This is a genomic window from Persephonella marina EX-H1 (genome assembly GCF_000021565.1).
GTDB lineage: Bacteria > Aquificota > Aquificia > Aquificales > Hydrogenothermaceae > Persephonella > Persephonella marina.
In genome coordinates this window covers 1,866,411-1,882,314 of sequence record NC_012440.1, presented here as the reverse complement: position 1 = coordinate 1,882,314, position 15,904 = coordinate 1,866,411, and the positions used below count along the sequence as shown (strand labels likewise).

Annotated in this window: 17 protein-coding genes; 16 read left to right on the top strand and 1 reads right to left on the bottom strand. The window is 37.9% G+C overall.

What is annotated here, in order from left to right:
- Positions 1-158 precede the first annotated feature (158 nt).
- From gatC to ybeY, 11 genes are read left to right on the top strand one after another with little or no spacing between them, the layout of a single operon-like run.
- Entirely contained in the window at positions 159-449 is a 291-nt protein-coding gene (gene gatC, locus PERMA_RS09800) for an Asp-tRNA(Asn)/Glu-tRNA(Gln) amidotransferase subunit GatC (RefSeq protein ID WP_012676481.1), read from the top strand.
- A 23-nt stretch (positions 450-472) separates the two neighbouring features.
- Positions 473-1,489, top strand: a complete 1,017-nt coding sequence (gene recA, locus PERMA_RS09795; RefSeq protein ID WP_012675368.1) for a recombinase RecA — start codon at positions 473-475, stop codon at positions 1,487-1,489.
- Between the two features lie 18 nt (positions 1,490-1,507).
- On the top strand, positions 1,508-2,629 hold the full coding sequence (locus tag PERMA_RS09790) for a type IV pilus twitching motility protein PilT (RefSeq protein ID WP_012676110.1): 1,122 nt from the start codon (positions 1,508-1,510) through the stop codon (positions 2,627-2,629).
- Positions 2,626-3,045: a regulatory protein RecX gene (locus tag PERMA_RS09785; protein WP_015899007.1), complete on the top strand. Its 420-nt coding sequence runs from the start codon at positions 2,626-2,628 to the stop codon at positions 3,043-3,045. The genes PERMA_RS09790 and PERMA_RS09785 overlap by 4 nt, the downstream gene beginning before the upstream one ends.
- Positions 3,042-3,962, top strand: a complete 921-nt coding sequence (locus tag PERMA_RS09780; protein ID WP_012675396.1) for a bifunctional riboflavin kinase/FAD synthetase — start codon at positions 3,042-3,044, stop codon at positions 3,960-3,962. Before PERMA_RS09785 ends, PERMA_RS09780 begins: the two co-directional genes overlap by 4 nt.
- Positions 3,959-6,763 carry a tetratricopeptide repeat protein gene (locus PERMA_RS09775; RefSeq protein ID WP_012676376.1) on the top strand — a complete coding sequence of 935 codons (2,805 nt, stop codon included), beginning with the start codon at positions 3,959-3,961 and terminating at the stop codon, positions 6,761-6,763. Before PERMA_RS09780 ends, PERMA_RS09775 begins: the two co-directional genes overlap by 4 nt.
- Positions 6,764-6,777: 14 nt before the next feature.
- Positions 6,778-7,419: a MotA/TolQ/ExbB proton channel family protein gene (locus tag PERMA_RS09770; protein WP_012675612.1), complete on the top strand. Its 642-nt coding sequence runs from the start codon at positions 6,778-6,780 to the stop codon at positions 7,417-7,419.
- On the top strand, positions 7,416-7,814 hold the full coding sequence (locus PERMA_RS09765) for an ExbD/TolR family protein (RefSeq protein ID WP_012676503.1): 399 nt from the start codon (positions 7,416-7,418) through the stop codon (positions 7,812-7,814). The genes PERMA_RS09770 and PERMA_RS09765 overlap by 4 nt, the downstream gene beginning before the upstream one ends.
- 5 nt (positions 7,815-7,819) lie before the next feature.
- Positions 7,820-8,329, top strand: coding sequence for a ribosome maturation factor RimM (gene rimM / locus PERMA_RS09760; RefSeq protein WP_012675613.1), 510 nt, complete (start codon positions 7,820-7,822; stop codon positions 8,327-8,329).
- 55 nt (positions 8,330-8,384) lie between these two features.
- On the top strand, positions 8,385-9,356 hold the full coding sequence (locus PERMA_RS09755) for a PhoH family protein (RefSeq protein WP_012676451.1): 972 nt from the start codon (positions 8,385-8,387) through the stop codon (positions 9,354-9,356).
- Positions 9,357-9,359: 3 nt separating this feature from the next.
- The gene (gene ybeY / locus PERMA_RS09750) at positions 9,360-9,821 is read left to right on the top strand and encodes an rRNA maturation RNase YbeY (RefSeq protein ID WP_012676365.1); all 462 of its coding nucleotides are present in this window, start codon (positions 9,360-9,362) and stop codon (positions 9,819-9,821) included.
- On the opposite strand, the gene PERMA_RS09745 is transcribed toward ybeY, so the two are convergent.
- Positions 9,794-10,423, bottom strand: a complete 630-nt coding sequence (locus PERMA_RS09745) for an LPP20 family lipoprotein (RefSeq protein WP_012676762.1) — start codon at positions 10,421-10,423, stop codon at positions 9,794-9,796. The two genes, ybeY and PERMA_RS09745, sit on opposite strands and share 28 nt — an antisense overlap.
- Positions 10,424-10,555: 132 nt before the next feature.
- Between PERMA_RS09745 and PERMA_RS09740 the strand changes: the two genes are divergently transcribed.
- From PERMA_RS09740 to PERMA_RS09720, 5 genes are read left to right on the top strand one after another with little or no spacing between them, the layout of a single operon-like run.
- Positions 10,556-11,755, top strand: coding sequence for a lipoprotein (locus PERMA_RS09740; protein WP_012675998.1), 1,200 nt, complete (start codon positions 10,556-10,558; stop codon positions 11,753-11,755).
- Between the two features lie 15 nt (positions 11,756-11,770).
- Positions 11,771-13,639 (top strand): hypothetical protein, encoded by a 1,869-nt coding sequence (locus tag PERMA_RS09735; RefSeq protein WP_012676951.1) that lies wholly within the window; start codon positions 11,771-11,773, stop codon positions 13,637-13,639.
- Positions 13,640-13,675: 36 nt separating this feature from the next.
- Positions 13,676-14,263: an LPP20 family lipoprotein gene (locus PERMA_RS09730; RefSeq protein WP_012675343.1), complete on the top strand. Its 588-nt coding sequence runs from the start codon at positions 13,676-13,678 to the stop codon at positions 14,261-14,263.
- 40 nt (positions 14,264-14,303) lie between these two features.
- Positions 14,304-14,699, top strand: coding sequence for an LPP20 family lipoprotein (locus tag PERMA_RS09725; RefSeq protein ID WP_012676183.1), 396 nt, complete (start codon positions 14,304-14,306; stop codon positions 14,697-14,699).
- An 11-nt stretch (positions 14,700-14,710) separates the two neighbouring features.
- Positions 14,711-15,898, top strand: coding sequence for a murein transglycosylase domain-containing protein (locus tag PERMA_RS09720; RefSeq protein ID WP_015898959.1), 1,188 nt, complete (start codon positions 14,711-14,713; stop codon positions 15,896-15,898).
- Positions 15,899-15,904 lie beyond the last annotated feature (6 nt).

The following is a 15,904-nucleotide window of genomic DNA, read 5'->3' as shown; positions in this document are numbered from 1 at the left end:
TCTGTGACCCGCAGGAAATGGAGGGGGAGGGAGGGGGATGCTAACTGAAGTTGTTAATAATTTAAGCTAAAAGTTATTTATTTAAAATGATTTTTATCATATATGCTACAGATGTTAGAATTATTATCGGAAGTTAAAAAAATTTTGTGAGGTTGGAGATGATAGACAGACAGACTGTTGAAAAGGTTGCACAGCTTGCAAAATTAAGGCTTACAGAAGAGGAAGTTGAGCTTTTCTCAAAACAGCTTTCAGATATATTAGGTTTTATTGAAAAACTGGAAGAACTTGATACGGAGAATATATTACCTTTTTATGAGATGATAGATCAGGAAGCACCATTGAGGGAAGATATACCTGAGGAAGGTTTAACAAATGATGATGCCCTCAAAAATGCTCCTCAAAGTGAGGATGGATTTTTTGTTGTACCAAGGGTTGTTTCTGCCGAATAAATAATAACGGAGGATATTTATAGATGAGTGAAGTTTTAGATCAAAAGGAGTTACAGGCAAAAAAGAAAGCACTTGAGAGTGCCCTTGCCCAGATTGAGAAGAAGTTTGGGAAAGGGTCAATAATGACTCTCAGCTCTGAAGCTGAGAAAACTGTTGATGTTATACCATCAGGCTCCTTAACACTTGATATAGCAACCGGGATAGGTGGTGTTCCCAAGGGAAGGGTTGTTGAGATATACGGACCTGAGTCTTCAGGAAAGACGACACTCACACTTCATATTATAGCTGAAGCACAGAAAAGAGGCGGTAAAGCCGTATTCATAGATGCTGAGCATGCCTTTGATCCTAAGTATGCAAAAGCTATAGGTGTTAATCTTGAGGATCTGATAATATCACAGCCAGATTATGGTGAACAGGCTCTTGAGATAGCTGAAACGCTTATAAGAAGTGGCGTTATAGATGTTATCATCATTGATTCAGTTGCAGCTCTTGTTCCAAAAGCTGAGCTTGAAGGTGATATTGAGGACAGTAATGTTGGGTTACATGCAAGGCTTATGTCAAAAGCTATGAGGGTTCTTAAAGGTGCTGTTAATAAATCAAACACATCTCTCATTCTTATAAACCAGATTAGGGAAAAAGTTGGTGTTATGTTTGGAAATCCTGAAACGACAACAGGTGGAAGGGCTATAAAGTTCTTCGCAGATATGAGACTTGAGGTTAGAAAGAAAGATATAAAGGACTCAGGTGAGAAGGTCGGGAGCAGGGTTAAGGTAAAGGTTGTTAAAAACAAGCTTGCACCACCATTCAAAGAGGCTGAGTTTGATGTTATATATGGTGAGGGAATTTCAAAGGAAGGTGAGCTTTTAGACCTTGGGGAAGAGATAGGAATAATAAAGAAAAGTGGAGCATGGTACTCTTACGGAGATTCAAAGATAGGACAGGGAAGGGAAAAGGCGAGAGAGTTTTTAAAACAGAATCCAGATATAGCACAGGAGATAGAAAACAGAATAAGGGAGGAGTTTTTAAAGACCTCTCAATAAAGGAAGGGAGGATGCTATATGAATATTGACGAGATACTTACAAATGCTGTTGAGGTGGGAGCTTCAGATATACATCTTAAGGTAGGCCTTCCTCCTGTTGTGAGGGTAAACAGGGAGCTCCAGTATCTTGATAAGTATGAGAGATTAAAGGAAGAGGATATTGTTAAATTTATAGGAAGGGTTGTAAAAACAGAGAGAAAGAGATCAGAGCTAATAAAAAATGGTGAGCTTGATATATCATACTCAATACCAGGTCTGAGCAGATTCAGGGTTAATATTTACAAGCAGAGAGGAACTTACGCTTTTGCCTTCAGGGTTTTGAAAACAGACATACCTACAATAGAGGCGTTAAACCTCCCTCTTAAACTGAAAGATATTGCTATGGAAGCAAGGGGGCTTGTTCTTGTAACAGGTCCAACAGGTTCAGGTAAATCAACAACACTTGCAGCCATGATAGATTACAGAAATGAGAGAAGAAGAGATGTTGTTGTAACAATTGAGGATCCTATAGAGTATATATTCAGGGATAAACAGTGTTACATAGTCCAGAGAGAGATAGGTCTTGACACAAATGATTTCTCAACAGCCCTTAGAGCTGCATTAAGGGAAGACCCTGATGTTATTATGGTTGGTGAGATGAGGGATATTGAGACTATAGAGACAGCACTGAGAGCTGCTGAAACAGGGCACCTTGTTTTCTCCACACTACACACACAGGACGCAAAGGAAACTATAAACAGGATTATAGATATGTTTCCACTTGAAGCACAGAACCATATAAGACTTCTCCTTGCAACAACACTGAGAGCTGTTATATCACAGAGACTAATACCGAGGAAAGATGGTAAAGGTATAGTTCCTGCAGTTGAGATTCTTATAAACACAGGGGCTATATATGATGCAATTATTGATCCAGATAAGTTTGAAGAGATAACTGATCTTATGGAAAAGGGAAGATCCCAGTACGGAATGCAGACATTTGATCAGGCTATACTGGATCTTTACAACAAGGGATGGATAACATACGAGGATGCACTTGCCTATGCCTCAAATCCAGCTGATCTTGAGCTGAAGATAAAGGGCATATCCTCAGGTGAGTATGATTCTGGAATGTATGGAATGGGTGGAGATATTGTTTGAAAAGGGAAGCTCTGTCCTACGCTTTTAAGCTTCTATCAAAAAGGGATTACTTCTCATCTGAGCTTAAAGATAAACTTGTAAAAAAGGGATTTGATCCGGAAGAGTCAGATCAGGTAGTTCAGTATCTGGTACAGAAAGGTTACCTTGATGATCAAAAGCTGAAGGAAAGACTCAGCTCATTACTTAAAGAAAAAGGCAAAAGTCCTATCTATATAAAGAAGAAGTTTTACTCTAAAGGTGTTGAACCACCTGAGATATCCTATGATGAAGAATTTGAAACAGCCTACAACCTTCTGAAGAAAAAGTATAAAAAAGAAAAACAGTTCCATACTGTAGTAAAATTTTTAAAGAATAGAGGTTTTTCTTACTCGGTTATCATTGATGTTGCAAATAAATTTTTAGAAGAGGAAGAATGAAGGTAATAACTGATAGAGACCTGCCTTTAAATGAGAAAACTGTATGTACAATCGGGAGTTTTGATGGCTTCCATAAGGGACATGTAGAGATACTTAATCTGGTAAAGAAAAGGGCTAAAGAAAAAAATTTAAGATCACTTGTTATAACATTTGATCCACACCCAAAAAAGTTCCTCAATCCTGATAAAGCCCCATGTCTTATAACTGATATAAACACAAAGATAGACCTTCTGAGCAGAAAAAGTATTGATTTTGTTTATGTTATAAAGTTTGATCAGAATTTTCTGAAAAAAACAGCAGATCAGTTTTTAAGATTTCTTGTTGAGAAGTTAGGATGCAGACATATCATAGTCGGTTATGACTGGCGTTTTGGTTATATGAAAGAGGGAGATATAGAGTATGCGAAAAGAAAGTCTGAAGAGCTTGGTTTTACAATAGAGGTTGTTGATCCAATAAAGGAAGATGGAGAGAGGATAAGCAGTACTCTTATAAGGTCTCTTCTCAGAGAGGGAAAGATAAAAGAGGCCTCAAAATATTTAGGAAGGGATTACTGTATAAAAGGCAGGATTGTTAAAGGTGATGGGAAAGGGAAGGATTTAGGCTTCCCAACGATAAACATAATCCCACCACCTGATCTCTGTCTGAAAAAAGGTGTTTATGCAGGTTATGTATCATTTAACTGTGATCAGCATCCTGCTGTTATAAACTTTGGTTACAGACCTACAGTTGATGGAAAGAAACTTTTTATAGAAGCTCACGTTATAGATAAGAATATAAATCCAGAATCGGAATATGTGAGAATATTTTTTAAGGAATATATAAGACCTGAGAAAAAGTTTGAGGATACAAAACAGCTTTCTGACCAGATAAAGGAGGATATTGAGGCGGCTAAAAAGATAGTAGAGGTTCAGGTATGAGGAAAGTTATATTTCTTGTTTTCATCACTCTCATTTCAATCCAGAAAGCTTTCTCTTCCGTCCAGATAAAAGTTCCCGAGGTTGTTTTTCCCATAGAGATCATAGCAGAAAAGAGGGAAGAGATACCGCCACTTGAAGCTCCTGATGTTATTCAGTTTAAAGAAAAGCTAAAGGTTGAGATATTCACACAGGAGATAAAACCTGTTCCACCTTACACTGTGGATCCACCAGTTGTAAATATGGAAAAACCCCAGGCAGTCCTTGGTATTCCTGAGAAAAACGCCCTTCTTGCAGATGGTATAGAGAGTTTCTTTAGAGGGAACTATATTACGGCGAGAGAAAAGCTTGAGAAACTTATAAAAAAGTATCCAAAAACAGGATTTTCAGGGACGGCCCATTACCTTCTTGGACTTATATACTACAGGATGGATAACAAGAAGGAAGCTTACAGGTATTTTAAGGGAGGATGTTTCCACAAGTATGTATTTCCCCAGAAGGATGCTTCATGTATGTCAGCGGCGATACTATCCTTCCAGATAGAGAAAACAGACGAAACAGATCAGTTCCTGAGAAGAATAAAGTATGAGGATATAAACAGTATGTTCCTTCATGCTGTAAACTTTGTTATGAAAGGAAGTATTGATGAAGGTTATAACCTTCTTAAGGATATAGACTGTACTGAGCTTGATATAAACTTTGTTGAGTACTGCCATTATATAAAAGGCTACGTTAATTTCAGCAGAAAGGATTACAAACAGGCTGAAAAGGATATACAGAATGTAAAGGATAAGATATACACAAAGCATCTTCTAATACTTAAAGGTTTTATAAAGCTGAACACAGGAGATTTAGATAAAGCTGAGGAGCTTTTCAAAAAATTCCTTGAGGGTTACGGAACTGTAGAGAAGATATCAGATTATGTTATATACGGTCTTGGAATTATTGATATTAAAAAGGGAGATCTTAAAGGAACTTTTGATAAGGCTGGTTCCTTAGAGCCAAGGAACAGAAGGCTTGCACAGAACCTTTATATACAGCTTGCAGATATATACTCTGAGAAAAATGATTTTGAGACAGCATTTGCCCTTCTCCAGAAATCACTTCAGGTTTCAAAGCTTTATAAAGACTTTCTCAGGAAGAAGCTTGCTATAACAGCTTACAACAGGGGAAAGTATGAGTATGCTTATCTGATAATGAAAGGTATTGATTCACCTGAGTTTTATCTTTACACAGGGTTTACACTTATGAAGATGGGAAAAATACCTCTATCAGCTGACTATTTCGAGAAGGCTGTTGATTTTTCCGTTTCCGATGATCTAAAGAAAAAAGCTCTTATATACCTTACATACATATACCTGAAGCTTAATAAAGATCAGAAGTTTTTAGAATCTGTGAGGAAGCTTAAGGATCTTGATCCTGAGTACTCTAAAAATATGCTTGGATGGTTTTTCTTTAAAAAGAGAAACTACCAGAAGGCCTATGAGGCATTTACAGATGAATATATGAAGGCTGTTAGTGCTTTTAATGCGGGAGATCTTGATAAGGCTTACAGCCTTGTGAAAGGAAAAAAAGACAGAAAAAGCAGGTTTTTACTTGCATACATATTTATGAGAAAGGGGGATATAGATAAGGCGAGGGATATACTGAGGGAGTTATCAAAGGGAGATGATAAGATAGCTCAGCAGGCAGGTTATCTTTACGCTTACTCCTACTTCTCAGAAGGTAAATATATTGAAGCTATAAAAGCTTTCAGGGATTATGCAGAAAAGTATAGAGGTACGGAGCTTGGGAACCTTGCAGTGTTAAGAATGGCGGACAGTTACTACAACGCAGGTCAGAAGGAAAAGGCAAGAAAGATATACCAGCAGTTTATTGAGGAACATGCGAACACTCCTGAGGCTATAGATGCAGCCTACCAGCTTACAGTCCTTGAGATGGAAGAATCTGGGGCAGATGTTGCATCACAGATAGAGAAATTCATTGAGAAATACCCACAGTATCCTTTTGTATCACTTTTAAAACTACAACTTGGTGATCTTTACACTGAAAAGCAGGAGTATGATAAGGCTGAAAAGATTTACAGGGAGCTTATTGAGGCTGATATTAAAGAGTCAGAGTATGCACTTTACAAGCTTGGTTATCTTAAGTATATATCCGGTGATAAGGATCAGGCTGTTAAGATACTCACAAGGTATATAAAGATATACCCACGTGGTGAGTTTAACGTCCAGGCAAAAGAACTCCTTGCAAAGATATTTGAGGAACAGGGAGATCTTGATAAAGCTATTGCTGTTATGAAAAAACTTCCAGCAACTGATGAGAACAAGTTCAAGCTTGCGATGCTTTTATACAAGGCGGGAAGATACACCGAAGCAAAAAGCTATTTTGAGGAGATATACACAAGATTCCCAAAATACAGAGCTGATATAGCCTTTTATCTTGGAAAGATACAGTTTGAGAACGGTTACTTCCAGAATGCTTTAAGATATCTTGAGGAGGCTTTAAACAGCTCAGACTATAACAATGTTGCCGAAAGCTACTACCTGATAGGTCTTATATACGAGAAACTTGAGGATATTGAAAATGCTTTAAACAGCTTTATAAATGTTATATATTTATATCCTGATGCTACAGAACAGGTTATAAAGGCAAGGTTGAAGGTTGCCGAAATAATGAAAAAGCAGGGTAGAAGATCTGAGGCTTCCTGTATTTTAAAACCTATAAATCAAGACCAGCTGACTGAAGAACAGAGAGAGGTTTTTCAGTCCTTGATTAAGAATCTCCCAGAATGTTTTGAATAAAAGGAGGAATGAGCTTGGAATATGTAATACAGATCTTCCAGAAAGGCGGACCTTTAATGTATCCCCTGTTATTTTTAGGTGTTCTTGCTGTTGCTTTCATCATAGAGAGATCTTTCTCACTATCATTTAAGAGATGTTTCCCTGTTAAAAAGATAGAGGAGATAGATTTTTACCTTAAGGAAGGTAGAGTTCCAGAGGCTTTAACCGTTGCAAAATCCTCAAACAGCGTTGCCACAAGTCTTATAGCTGGAATTCTTGAGGCTTTTATTAAGGGAAGGAGATCAGAAAATGATCTGAGGCTTGCTGCTGAAGAGGCCGCAAGGATGGAGATACCAAAACTTGAAGGTTATGTTAATGCTATGGGTGCCATAGCAGCTATAGCACCTATACTGGGTTTCCTTGGAACTGTTACAGGTATGATACAGGTTTTTGAGGCGTTATCTCTTGAAGGCTTGAGTAATCCAGAACTTCTCTCAAAAGGTATATCTCAGGCATTGATAACAACAGCTTTTGGTCTTTCAATAGCTATCCCTTCTCTTGCTGCTTACTGGTATTTCAAGTCAAAGGTTAACTTCCTTGTTACTCAACTTGAAAGTCTTGCTGTTGAGCTTGTTTACCAGCTTACAAATATTGAACAGAAAGGAAGTGAGAGATGAATTTCAGAAAGTTCAGCAGGCTTGAAGACAACAGTAACTTTATAGTTGATATGACAGCTCTTGTTGATATAGCATTCATAATAATTCTGTTCCTTGGGATAGTGAGTACACTTGCTCCTATATCTTCAATAAATGTTGAACTTCCAAAGGCAACAGCAGAAAAAACATCTGTTGAACCTCTCAAGATCATTGTTGATAAGGAAGGTAACTACTATATAAGAAATAAAAAGGTGTCAGAAAAGGAGATAGCAGAGTATATAAAAAGTCAGACAAGTAAATCACTAGTTATCATCGCAGATAGAAGAGTTCAGTACGGGAAGGTTGTAAAGGTTATGGATATAGCAAAACAGAACGGCATAGAGGAGATAAATATAGCCACAAGAAGAGGCAGATAAAAAAGATGGGAGAGAAAAGGGAGGATTTTGTAATAGCAGGAAAGATACACGGAACTCACGGCGTTAGAGGTGATCTTAAGATAGAGATCTTTCCACCAAACTTTGATCTTCCAGATGTTATTTACATAAAGGATAAAGAGGGAAATTTTGTTCCACTCTATATTGAACATTTCTCAAAAAAGAAAAATCTTATCAGGTTTAAAGGGTTTGACGATATAGACAAGGCGAAAAAGATAAAACACAGATACTTTTATGTTGAGAGTCATAAACTTCCGGAGCTTGATAAGGATCAGTTCTATGAGTACCAGCTTATTGATATGGATGTTATTTTTAATGGGAAGGTTATAGGAAAGATAATAAAGGTTGATGATAGACTTCCAACAGCCTACCTGATAATAAAATGTGTTGATGATAAGGTCAGACATCTTCCTTTTATCAAAGAGTTTGTTAAGGAAGTTGATACAGAAGGAAGAAAGGTTGTTGTAGATCTTCCTGAAGGGTGGTTCAGTCTTTAAAACTTGAAATTATTGATTTTTGAATAAATTATCACAGTAAAAATCTTTAAGGAGGTTGATAAAAATTTTAAAGTTAGAAGTACAGATACCGGTAGAGGCATTTTTTAATGTTGTTGGGAACAAGGATGAGAATATAAAGTTCTTTGAGGAGATATTCGGTATACATATCTTTGCTAGGGGAACAAGTCTTATAGCTGAAGGTTCTCAGGAGGCTTTAGACAGGTTTGAGGAGTTTTTAGAGAAGGTATCATCATACTTTGAGGTAGGACATATACTTTCACCTCAGGATGTAAGAAATCTTGCTATAGGATTTAAGGCTGAGTCTGAAATAAAGGAGAAGCCATACAGAGAAGAAGGAGAGGCTATACTTTTTACACACAGAAAAAAGCCTATAATGGCAAAAACGCCTACACAGAAGCTTTACGTTGAGACTATAAAGAAGAACGATATAACATTTGGTGTAGGTCCAGCCGGAACAGGAAAAACTTACCTTGCAATGGCTATGGCTGTCTCATATCTCAAGCAGAACAGGGTTAACAGAATTATACTTACAAGACCTGCTGTTGAGGCTGGAGAAAAGCTTGGATTTCTCCCGGGAACATTAACAGAGAAAGTGGACCCTTATCTGAGACCTCTTTATGATGCTCTTTATGAGATGGTTGATGCTGGTAAGATAGCCGATATGCTTGAGAAAAATATTATAGAGATAGCACCTCTCGCATTTATGAGAGGGAGAACCTTGAATGATGCTTTTATCATTCTTGATGAGGCACAGAACACAACAAAAGAACAGATGAAGATGTTCCTGACAAGGATAGGGTTTGGTTCAAAGGCTGTTATAACGGGAGATATAACACAGATAGACCTTCCAAAGGTATCACAGTCAGGTCTTGTTGAGGCACTTGAGGTTTTAAAGGATGTTCAGGGGATAGGTTTTGTAAGATTTTCAGAGAAGGATGTTGTGAGACATCCGGTTGTCCAGAGAATTATAAAAGCTTACGACAGATACGAACAGGAAAAGGAATAATATATGAACAGGATACTTATAAATAAAGAGCTGGGAGACAGAAGTATAACTAAAAAGTTTGTTAAAGAGGCTGTTGAAAAGATATTAGAACACCTTAATATTGATAATGTAGAGATAAGTATAACTCTTACAGACGATAGCACTATAAAAGAGATTAACAGGCAGTGGAGGGGGAAAGATAAACCTACAGATGTTCTCTCTTTCCCTATAGATGAGAAGCCTCCTAAGTACAGGTACAGGATACTGGGAGATGTTGTTATCTCCCTCCCATACGCTAAAAAGCAGGCTGAAGAGATAGGTTTACCTTACAGGGAGGAGATAATCAGACTTCTCATACACGGTATACTTCATCTTTTAGGCTACGATCATGAGAGATCAGAAAAAGAAGCACAGGTTATGTTCAGTCTGCAGGACGAGATATTTGAAAATATCAGGTCCTATTTTTCAAGGACAACCCAGACATAAAGATCTCCTGTTTTAGGATCTATCCATTCATCCATAACCTTTGTATTTCTGAGGTACGCCTGGGCTTCCTGTTTGGAAAGAGATCTTATCTTTGACCTGTAGTACTGGAGAGTTCTTGTATCAACATTTATCTTTTCTGTAGTTACTTCAGCATTTACCAGTATCTTTATCTGTTTTGCAAGATTTGCCTGTGCTATAGCTACAGCTGTTCTCTTCTGCTGAGGATACCCTCCTCTGGTTTTTTTTGCTATACCCACAGCTCCAAGATATCCATCATAGTTTGGATTATAAACCCATACAGGATAGCCGTTTTTTAAAGGGTATTTTGTTTTAATCTCTCTTTTTGCTATCTTTACCTCTCTTTTTGTTACCTCAGGCTTCTTTTTTACAGCTTTTTTTTCAGGTTTTTTCTGGTCTTCAAGAGGTAGTTTCAGCTGTTCAACAGGTTTTTCAGACTCCTCTTCAAGTTCTTCAAAGGCTTTTCTTGCCTTTTCCTGCTGAACTTCGTAAGGACTCTGCTTTACAGTTTTTTTACCTCCACATGAGATTGAGAAAAAGATCAATGATAAAATCATTAATGTATATACAGGTAATTTTCCCATTACATTTTCCTCCCAGGTATTTACTATAATATTAATTCACTTATAATTATAAATGTGTACTATCTTTCATTCATAATAACATAATATAAAAATATGATGATTTAATAACAGATCAATCTGGGAGGAGCAGATATGAGAATCCGAAAGGCTGCCGTTTTTTGTGCATCTGTCTTTATGGCTTCATTTCTATTTTCCTGTGTAGGAGGGGTTAAGGAGGTAGACCCAACAGCCTACGATATAACACCCCTTGACAGGAAAGTTGAAGAAATTCCTGAGGCATGTAAAACAGCTTATGAGATGGCTATTCCAAGGGTTGCGGTTGTTGATTTTACAAACAATACAACCTTTGATGCTGCAAAGGTTTTACAATCTCAGGAGACCGGTCAGTACAAAGAAGCTACAGTCGGAGCAGCAGGTGTTGGTGTTGCTCCAGGAGCTGTAGGTATTGTTTACGGTGAGGCGACAGCGGGAGATTATCAGAAACAGCTTGAGATGGTAACAAGGGATGTTAATGCAAGACTTGGAGAGAGTGTTGCAGAGGGTGTTACAGCTCAGCTTGTTGAGATGGGTGGAGCAAAGGTTTACACAAGGAGAGATCTCCAAAAGGTTATGCAGGAACAGCAGTTTCAGCAGTCAGGACTTACAGATGTTAACACGCTCGTTCAGCTTGGAAAACTTGCAGGTGTTAAGTACATAATCACAGGTTCTGTGAACAACGTTAATCTTAAATGGATATCCGCTGAGTATGCTAAAAAAGGTCTCTCTCAGCATCTTGGTCTTGTTGGAGCTATAGCAGCTGCTGCCATAGAAACACAGGAAGGATGGAATCTTTCTACAGATCTAACAATAAAGATAATAGATGTAGAGACCGGAGAGGTTGTTCTTGCGAAGAATATCTCAGGAAGGGAAGTTCTTGGAAAAACACCACAGCTAACATTTGATGCGATCATAGGTGGTATAAAAAAGGCTGCTATGAATGCTATAGCCGAGGCTAAAGAGGATCTCTCAAAATACTTCAAGGTCAGAGGATATATAATCCAGACAAGAACAGCACCTGATAAAAAATCAAGATACGCTCTTATAAATGTTGGATCAAAGGCAGGTGTTCAGCCCGGTCAGGAGTTTTATGTTTACACATTCCAGGTTGTTGTTGATCCTTTCAAGAAAACAGAAGAGTGTGATATGGTGAAGCTCCCTGTGACACTTGAGGTTACAAATCAGATACAGGAGAACAAGGCCTGGACGGTTGTTAAAGGGGATGAGAAACAGATAATGAGAGTTAGAGTTGGACAGCTTGTTGAGAGAAAACCGATGAAAGAGGGCCTATTTTAATAAGAGAGGGTGAAGATGAGGGGTTTATTTGGATTATTTCTTTTGATAATAAGCTGGGCTTACGCCCAGTCTCCTTTTGGAGTTTCTGAAAGTTTTATTCCCGGAAGTAAGGTTATATACCAGTTTGATGGATCAAACTGTCCTGTTGGTGATGTCTCACCTGATTTTCAGATAATATTCAAAAGCTACGACTGTGTAGATTATAAAGGTGTTAGATGGATAAGACCTTTAGAGGCTGGAACGTTCCTTTACAGATCGGAAAAATTTCCAGATGAGTTTTCAATTGAGTTTGATTATTACGCATTTAAGGAGGGAAAACCTTACGTTAAGTTTGCCCTTTACTCACCCTCTCAGGAAGAGAGGATAAAGAAAAAGGAACTTTACACATATGATGCTGGCATACTCCTTGGAGTTCTTGGAAGCATAGATGAGGTTGATTTTGGTTTCTCTGAAACACCTGTTGAACACCACAAGATATACGGGATGTTTAAAAGATCTGTAGAGGAAGGTCAGATACACAGAGTACAGATCTCTGTAAAAGGTGGAAGGATAACTGTATTTATAGATGGAAAGAGGGCTGCTAAGAAACCTGTAAGATTTCAGGTAAAACCTGCAGGGTTTGGCATCTTATTTTATAAAATGTTCGGTACAGATGTCCCATATGAGGAGAATCCAGCTCTAATCGGTAATATAAAAATCTCTGCCTATACAGGTGAGGAGAGAAAACCGGTAGTAATACAGGAGAAAAAGGCCGAAAAACCAGTTGTTGAAGAAAAAAGAGAGGTTCAGAGGGTAGTAAAAGAGCCTGTAAAAAAAGTTGAAAAGAAACCTTCCAAACCTGTGAGATGTATAAAATCTGTAGGTGTTGGAGAAGCTGCAATCATAAGAGATTACAGCTCTGCAAAGATGGAAGCGTTTGCAAGGGCAAAATGGGATGCTCTTGAAAAGGCATTAGGAACTGATATTCAGGTGAAATCAGTTCTTGAGAACTTCAAGATGCTTGATGAGATCATACTGAAGGATGTTAAAGGTTTTATAAGGGATGTAAAGATAATTGATGAGAAGAACTTTGGTGATGCTGTCCAGATAACCATAGAAGGATGTGTTTATCCAAGAGAGGCAGAAAAGGCTTTAAGTTTATTGTCAAGAAATACAGCCTTTAATGTTCTTTTAATAGTTCAGAAAGATAGATCTGTTGAGCTTGATGAGATGAACCCTGTTACAACAAACCTGATAAATATACTCAATGAGCAGGGATTTGAGGTTTATGATTTTGCAGGGGATCCAAATATAGATCCTTATAAGGTAGAAAAGGCTATATCACAGAAAAGGTTTATAACTTTAAGAAATCTTTTCTCAAGGAATCTTGCAGGAGCAACAATAATAGGAAAGATAAAATTCATACCTAAAACTAAAGGTGGACAGGATATAGGTTACGGGATAAAATCTGCTTTCAACGTTGTTCTTGCACAGGCCCAGTACTATCTCCTTGTCAAAGATAAAGGAAAGGTAAGAATACTCGCTTCAGGATCTGTAAAAGCTAAGGGAACAGCCCCAAATATTGAGGAAGCTGAAAACAGAGCTATGGAATCGCTCTCACAGGTTTTAGCTGATGATATTCTCAAAAAGATAGACAGATATCTTGCGTCTAAGAGAAAGGTTGTAACAGTTCAGTTTGAGGGAATAAAATCTGTATCTGAGAACTTTGAGATAAAGTCGGAGATACAGAAGCTCCCATGGGTTAAATCAGTTGAAGATATAGGAAAAGGGAAGTTTAGGGTTGAGTATCTTGAAAACCCTGTTTATTTAGCAAATGCCCTTGAAAGTATACTCGGTTACACAGTCGGGTATTTTTCACCAACAAGGATAGTTGTAAAGAAATAAATTAATTATAAAGAACAGACAAGGAGGGTTTTAGAAATGAGAAAACTTATACTTCTTTTATCTATTGTTGCTTTAATCCCATTAATGACAACATCCTGTGGAAAGAAGGAGAAAAAGGTTGAGCAGGTTCAGGCTGAACAGTGGAAGAAAGAGTTTGCAAATGCACCAAAATGGGTTTTAAATCCTGAAGTTGAGGGAGGTCTTGCAGCCGTTGGATCGGCAAAAATAGGACCTGCAGGTATACAGTTTGCAAGAACTGAAGCCCTTGCAAATGCCCGTGATGAGCTTGCGAGAATGCTATCAATAAAGGTTAAAAATATGATAAAGAACTTTACACAGACTACAGGAATAGGAGACCAGACAACGGTTGATAAGGTTTCAGCACAGGTCTCAAAACAGGTTACAAGTCAGGTGTTACAAGGAACAAAACAGAAGGATATGTGGATCTCACCAAGTGGTGAACTTTACGTTCTTGTTGTTCTTGATCCAGGAGCTGTAAAAGAGGCTGTCAGACAGGCTACACTTTCAAGCTTTAAAAATGAAAGAGCCCTATGGCAACAGTTCCAGGCTAAAAAAGCGTATGAGGAGCTTGAGAGAGAGATACAGAAGTTAGAAAGCCAGTAGATAAAAAGGGTGCTTCTTTGCACCCTTTAAGGATAATAGGATGAGAAGAACTTTTATTCTTATTCTTTTAATTATTGTCTCTTCCTGTTCATTACCATCAAAGGAGAGCAGTGAAAAACCAGAATGGATATACAAGTCATACTATCAGAAAGGTAAGATATGCGGTGTTGGGTATTCGGCCATGCATGTTAGAGGTTTTGCGTACCAGAGGGCAACAGCTATTGCAAGGGCTATAGATGAGATAGCAAGACAGATGGGGGTAAGGGTTGATTCCTCTGTTGAGCATTTTTTAAGGGGAACAAGGGGAGGAACTGTATCAGGACTACAGCTTTACACAGTTCAGACAACATCAGGGAGGGTGATAAAGGCAAAGATAATAGACAGTTACTATGACGAAGGATCAAGGGAGTTTTTCGTTCTTATGTGTACTGAATAAGGGGGATTAAGATGAGGGGATTACTGGTTTTGATAATTTCTGGATTTATTTTCTTTTCATACGCTGAAGATGATTACCAGCAGTATCTCAATGAGTTTCAGCAGTTTAAAGAAAAGGAGCTTAAAGAGTATGAGCAGTACTACAAAGAGGTTATGAAGGAGTTTGAGGAGTACAAGAGGATAACATATGAGGAGTTTGAGAGATACAAAAAAGAGATATCACAGTACTGGAAAGAGGCTGAGATATCAACGAAGAAGAAATGGGTTGAGTACTCTGATGATTACAGGGTAAAAAAGGCTGTTGATTTTGAGAAGGGGGAGATAAAGGTTGAGATAAGGGATGTTAAAAAGCCTTCAAAAAAGGATCTTGCAAGAATCCTTATGGATCTTATAACTGAGGATACTAAAAAGGCTTTTGAAAGAGATAAGCTTTCACAGAGAATTGAGAAAAGGATAACTGAAAAGGCAAAACATATAAAAAAAGGAAAGGTAAGACCAAAACCTATTCTTCTGAATGTGGTTGTTGATAAAAAAGAGCCCAGACCTGAGGATATATCAAAGGCTGTTGTCTCTCTCCTCAGATCAGGAAGGGTCGTTGAAAAACCATCAAAGATAAAAGGGGAAAAGGTTTACTCATTCAGGGTGAAACTCCCACCTAAAAGGTTTATAAAGAAGGCAAAAGAGTATAAACCTGTTGTTACCCGGTATTCAGAAAGATACAGACTCAATCACGCACTTGTTTTTGCTATCATTCACACAGAAAGCTCATTCAATCCTCTTGCAAGATCTCCTGTTCCTGCTTACGGTCTTATGCAGATAGTTCCTTCAACAGCAGGGAAAGATGCGACAAAACTTATATACGGAAGGCCTGTTCTTTTAGCTCCCTCTTATCTCTATGATGAGGAAAAAAATATTATGGTTGGTACAACGTATATTTACATACTCTACTACAACTACCTTAAGGATATAAAACATCCATTAAGCAGACTTTACTGCACTATCGCAGCTTACAACACTGGAGCAGGGAATGTTGCGAGAGCTTTTACAGGAACAACAAACATAAAAAAAGCTGCAGAGGTTATAAACAGAATGAGTCCATCTGAGGTTTACGACAGGCTTATGAGAAAACTCCCCTATGATGAAACAAAAAACTACCTGAAAAAGGTGACACAGAGAATAATCATATACAACAGAATATAGATCAGT

Coding starts and splice junctions, on each gene's coding strand:
- PERMA_RS09780 (WP_012675396.1), top strand. CDS start 3,042: ATGAAGGTAATAACTGATAGAGACCTGCCTTTAAATGAGAAAACTGTA.
- recA (WP_012675368.1), top strand. CDS start 473: ATGAGTGAAGTTTTAGATCAAAAGGAGTTACAGGCAAAAAAGAAAGCA.
- ybeY (WP_012676365.1), top strand. CDS start 9,360: ATGAACAGGATACTTATAAATAAAGAGCTGGGAGACAGAAGTATAACT.
- PERMA_RS09775 (WP_012676376.1), top strand. CDS start 3,959: ATGAGGAAAGTTATATTTCTTGTTTTCATCACTCTCATTTCAATCCAG.
- PERMA_RS09735 (WP_012676951.1), top strand. CDS start 11,771: ATGAGGGGTTTATTTGGATTATTTCTTTTGATAATAAGCTGGGCTTAC.
- PERMA_RS09740 (WP_012675998.1), top strand. CDS start 10,556: ATGAGAATCCGAAAGGCTGCCGTTTTTTGTGCATCTGTCTTTATGGCT.
- PERMA_RS09730 (WP_012675343.1), top strand. CDS start 13,676: ATGAGAAAACTTATACTTCTTTTATCTATTGTTGCTTTAATCCCATTA.
- rimM (WP_012675613.1), top strand. CDS start 7,820: ATGGGAGAGAAAAGGGAGGATTTTGTAATAGCAGGAAAGATACACGGA.
- gatC (WP_012676481.1), top strand. CDS start 159: ATGATAGACAGACAGACTGTTGAAAAGGTTGCACAGCTTGCAAAATTA.
- PERMA_RS09790 (WP_012676110.1), top strand. CDS start 1,508: ATGAATATTGACGAGATACTTACAAATGCTGTTGAGGTGGGAGCTTCA.
- PERMA_RS09725 (WP_012676183.1), top strand. CDS start 14,304: ATGAGAAGAACTTTTATTCTTATTCTTTTAATTATTGTCTCTTCCTGT.
- PERMA_RS09765 (WP_012676503.1), top strand. CDS start 7,416: ATGAATTTCAGAAAGTTCAGCAGGCTTGAAGACAACAGTAACTTTATA.
- PERMA_RS09720 (WP_015898959.1), top strand. CDS start 14,711: ATGAGGGGATTACTGGTTTTGATAATTTCTGGATTTATTTTCTTTTCA.
- PERMA_RS09745 (WP_012676762.1), bottom strand. CDS start 10,423: ATGGGAAAATTACCTGTATATACATTAATGATTTTATCATTGATCTTT.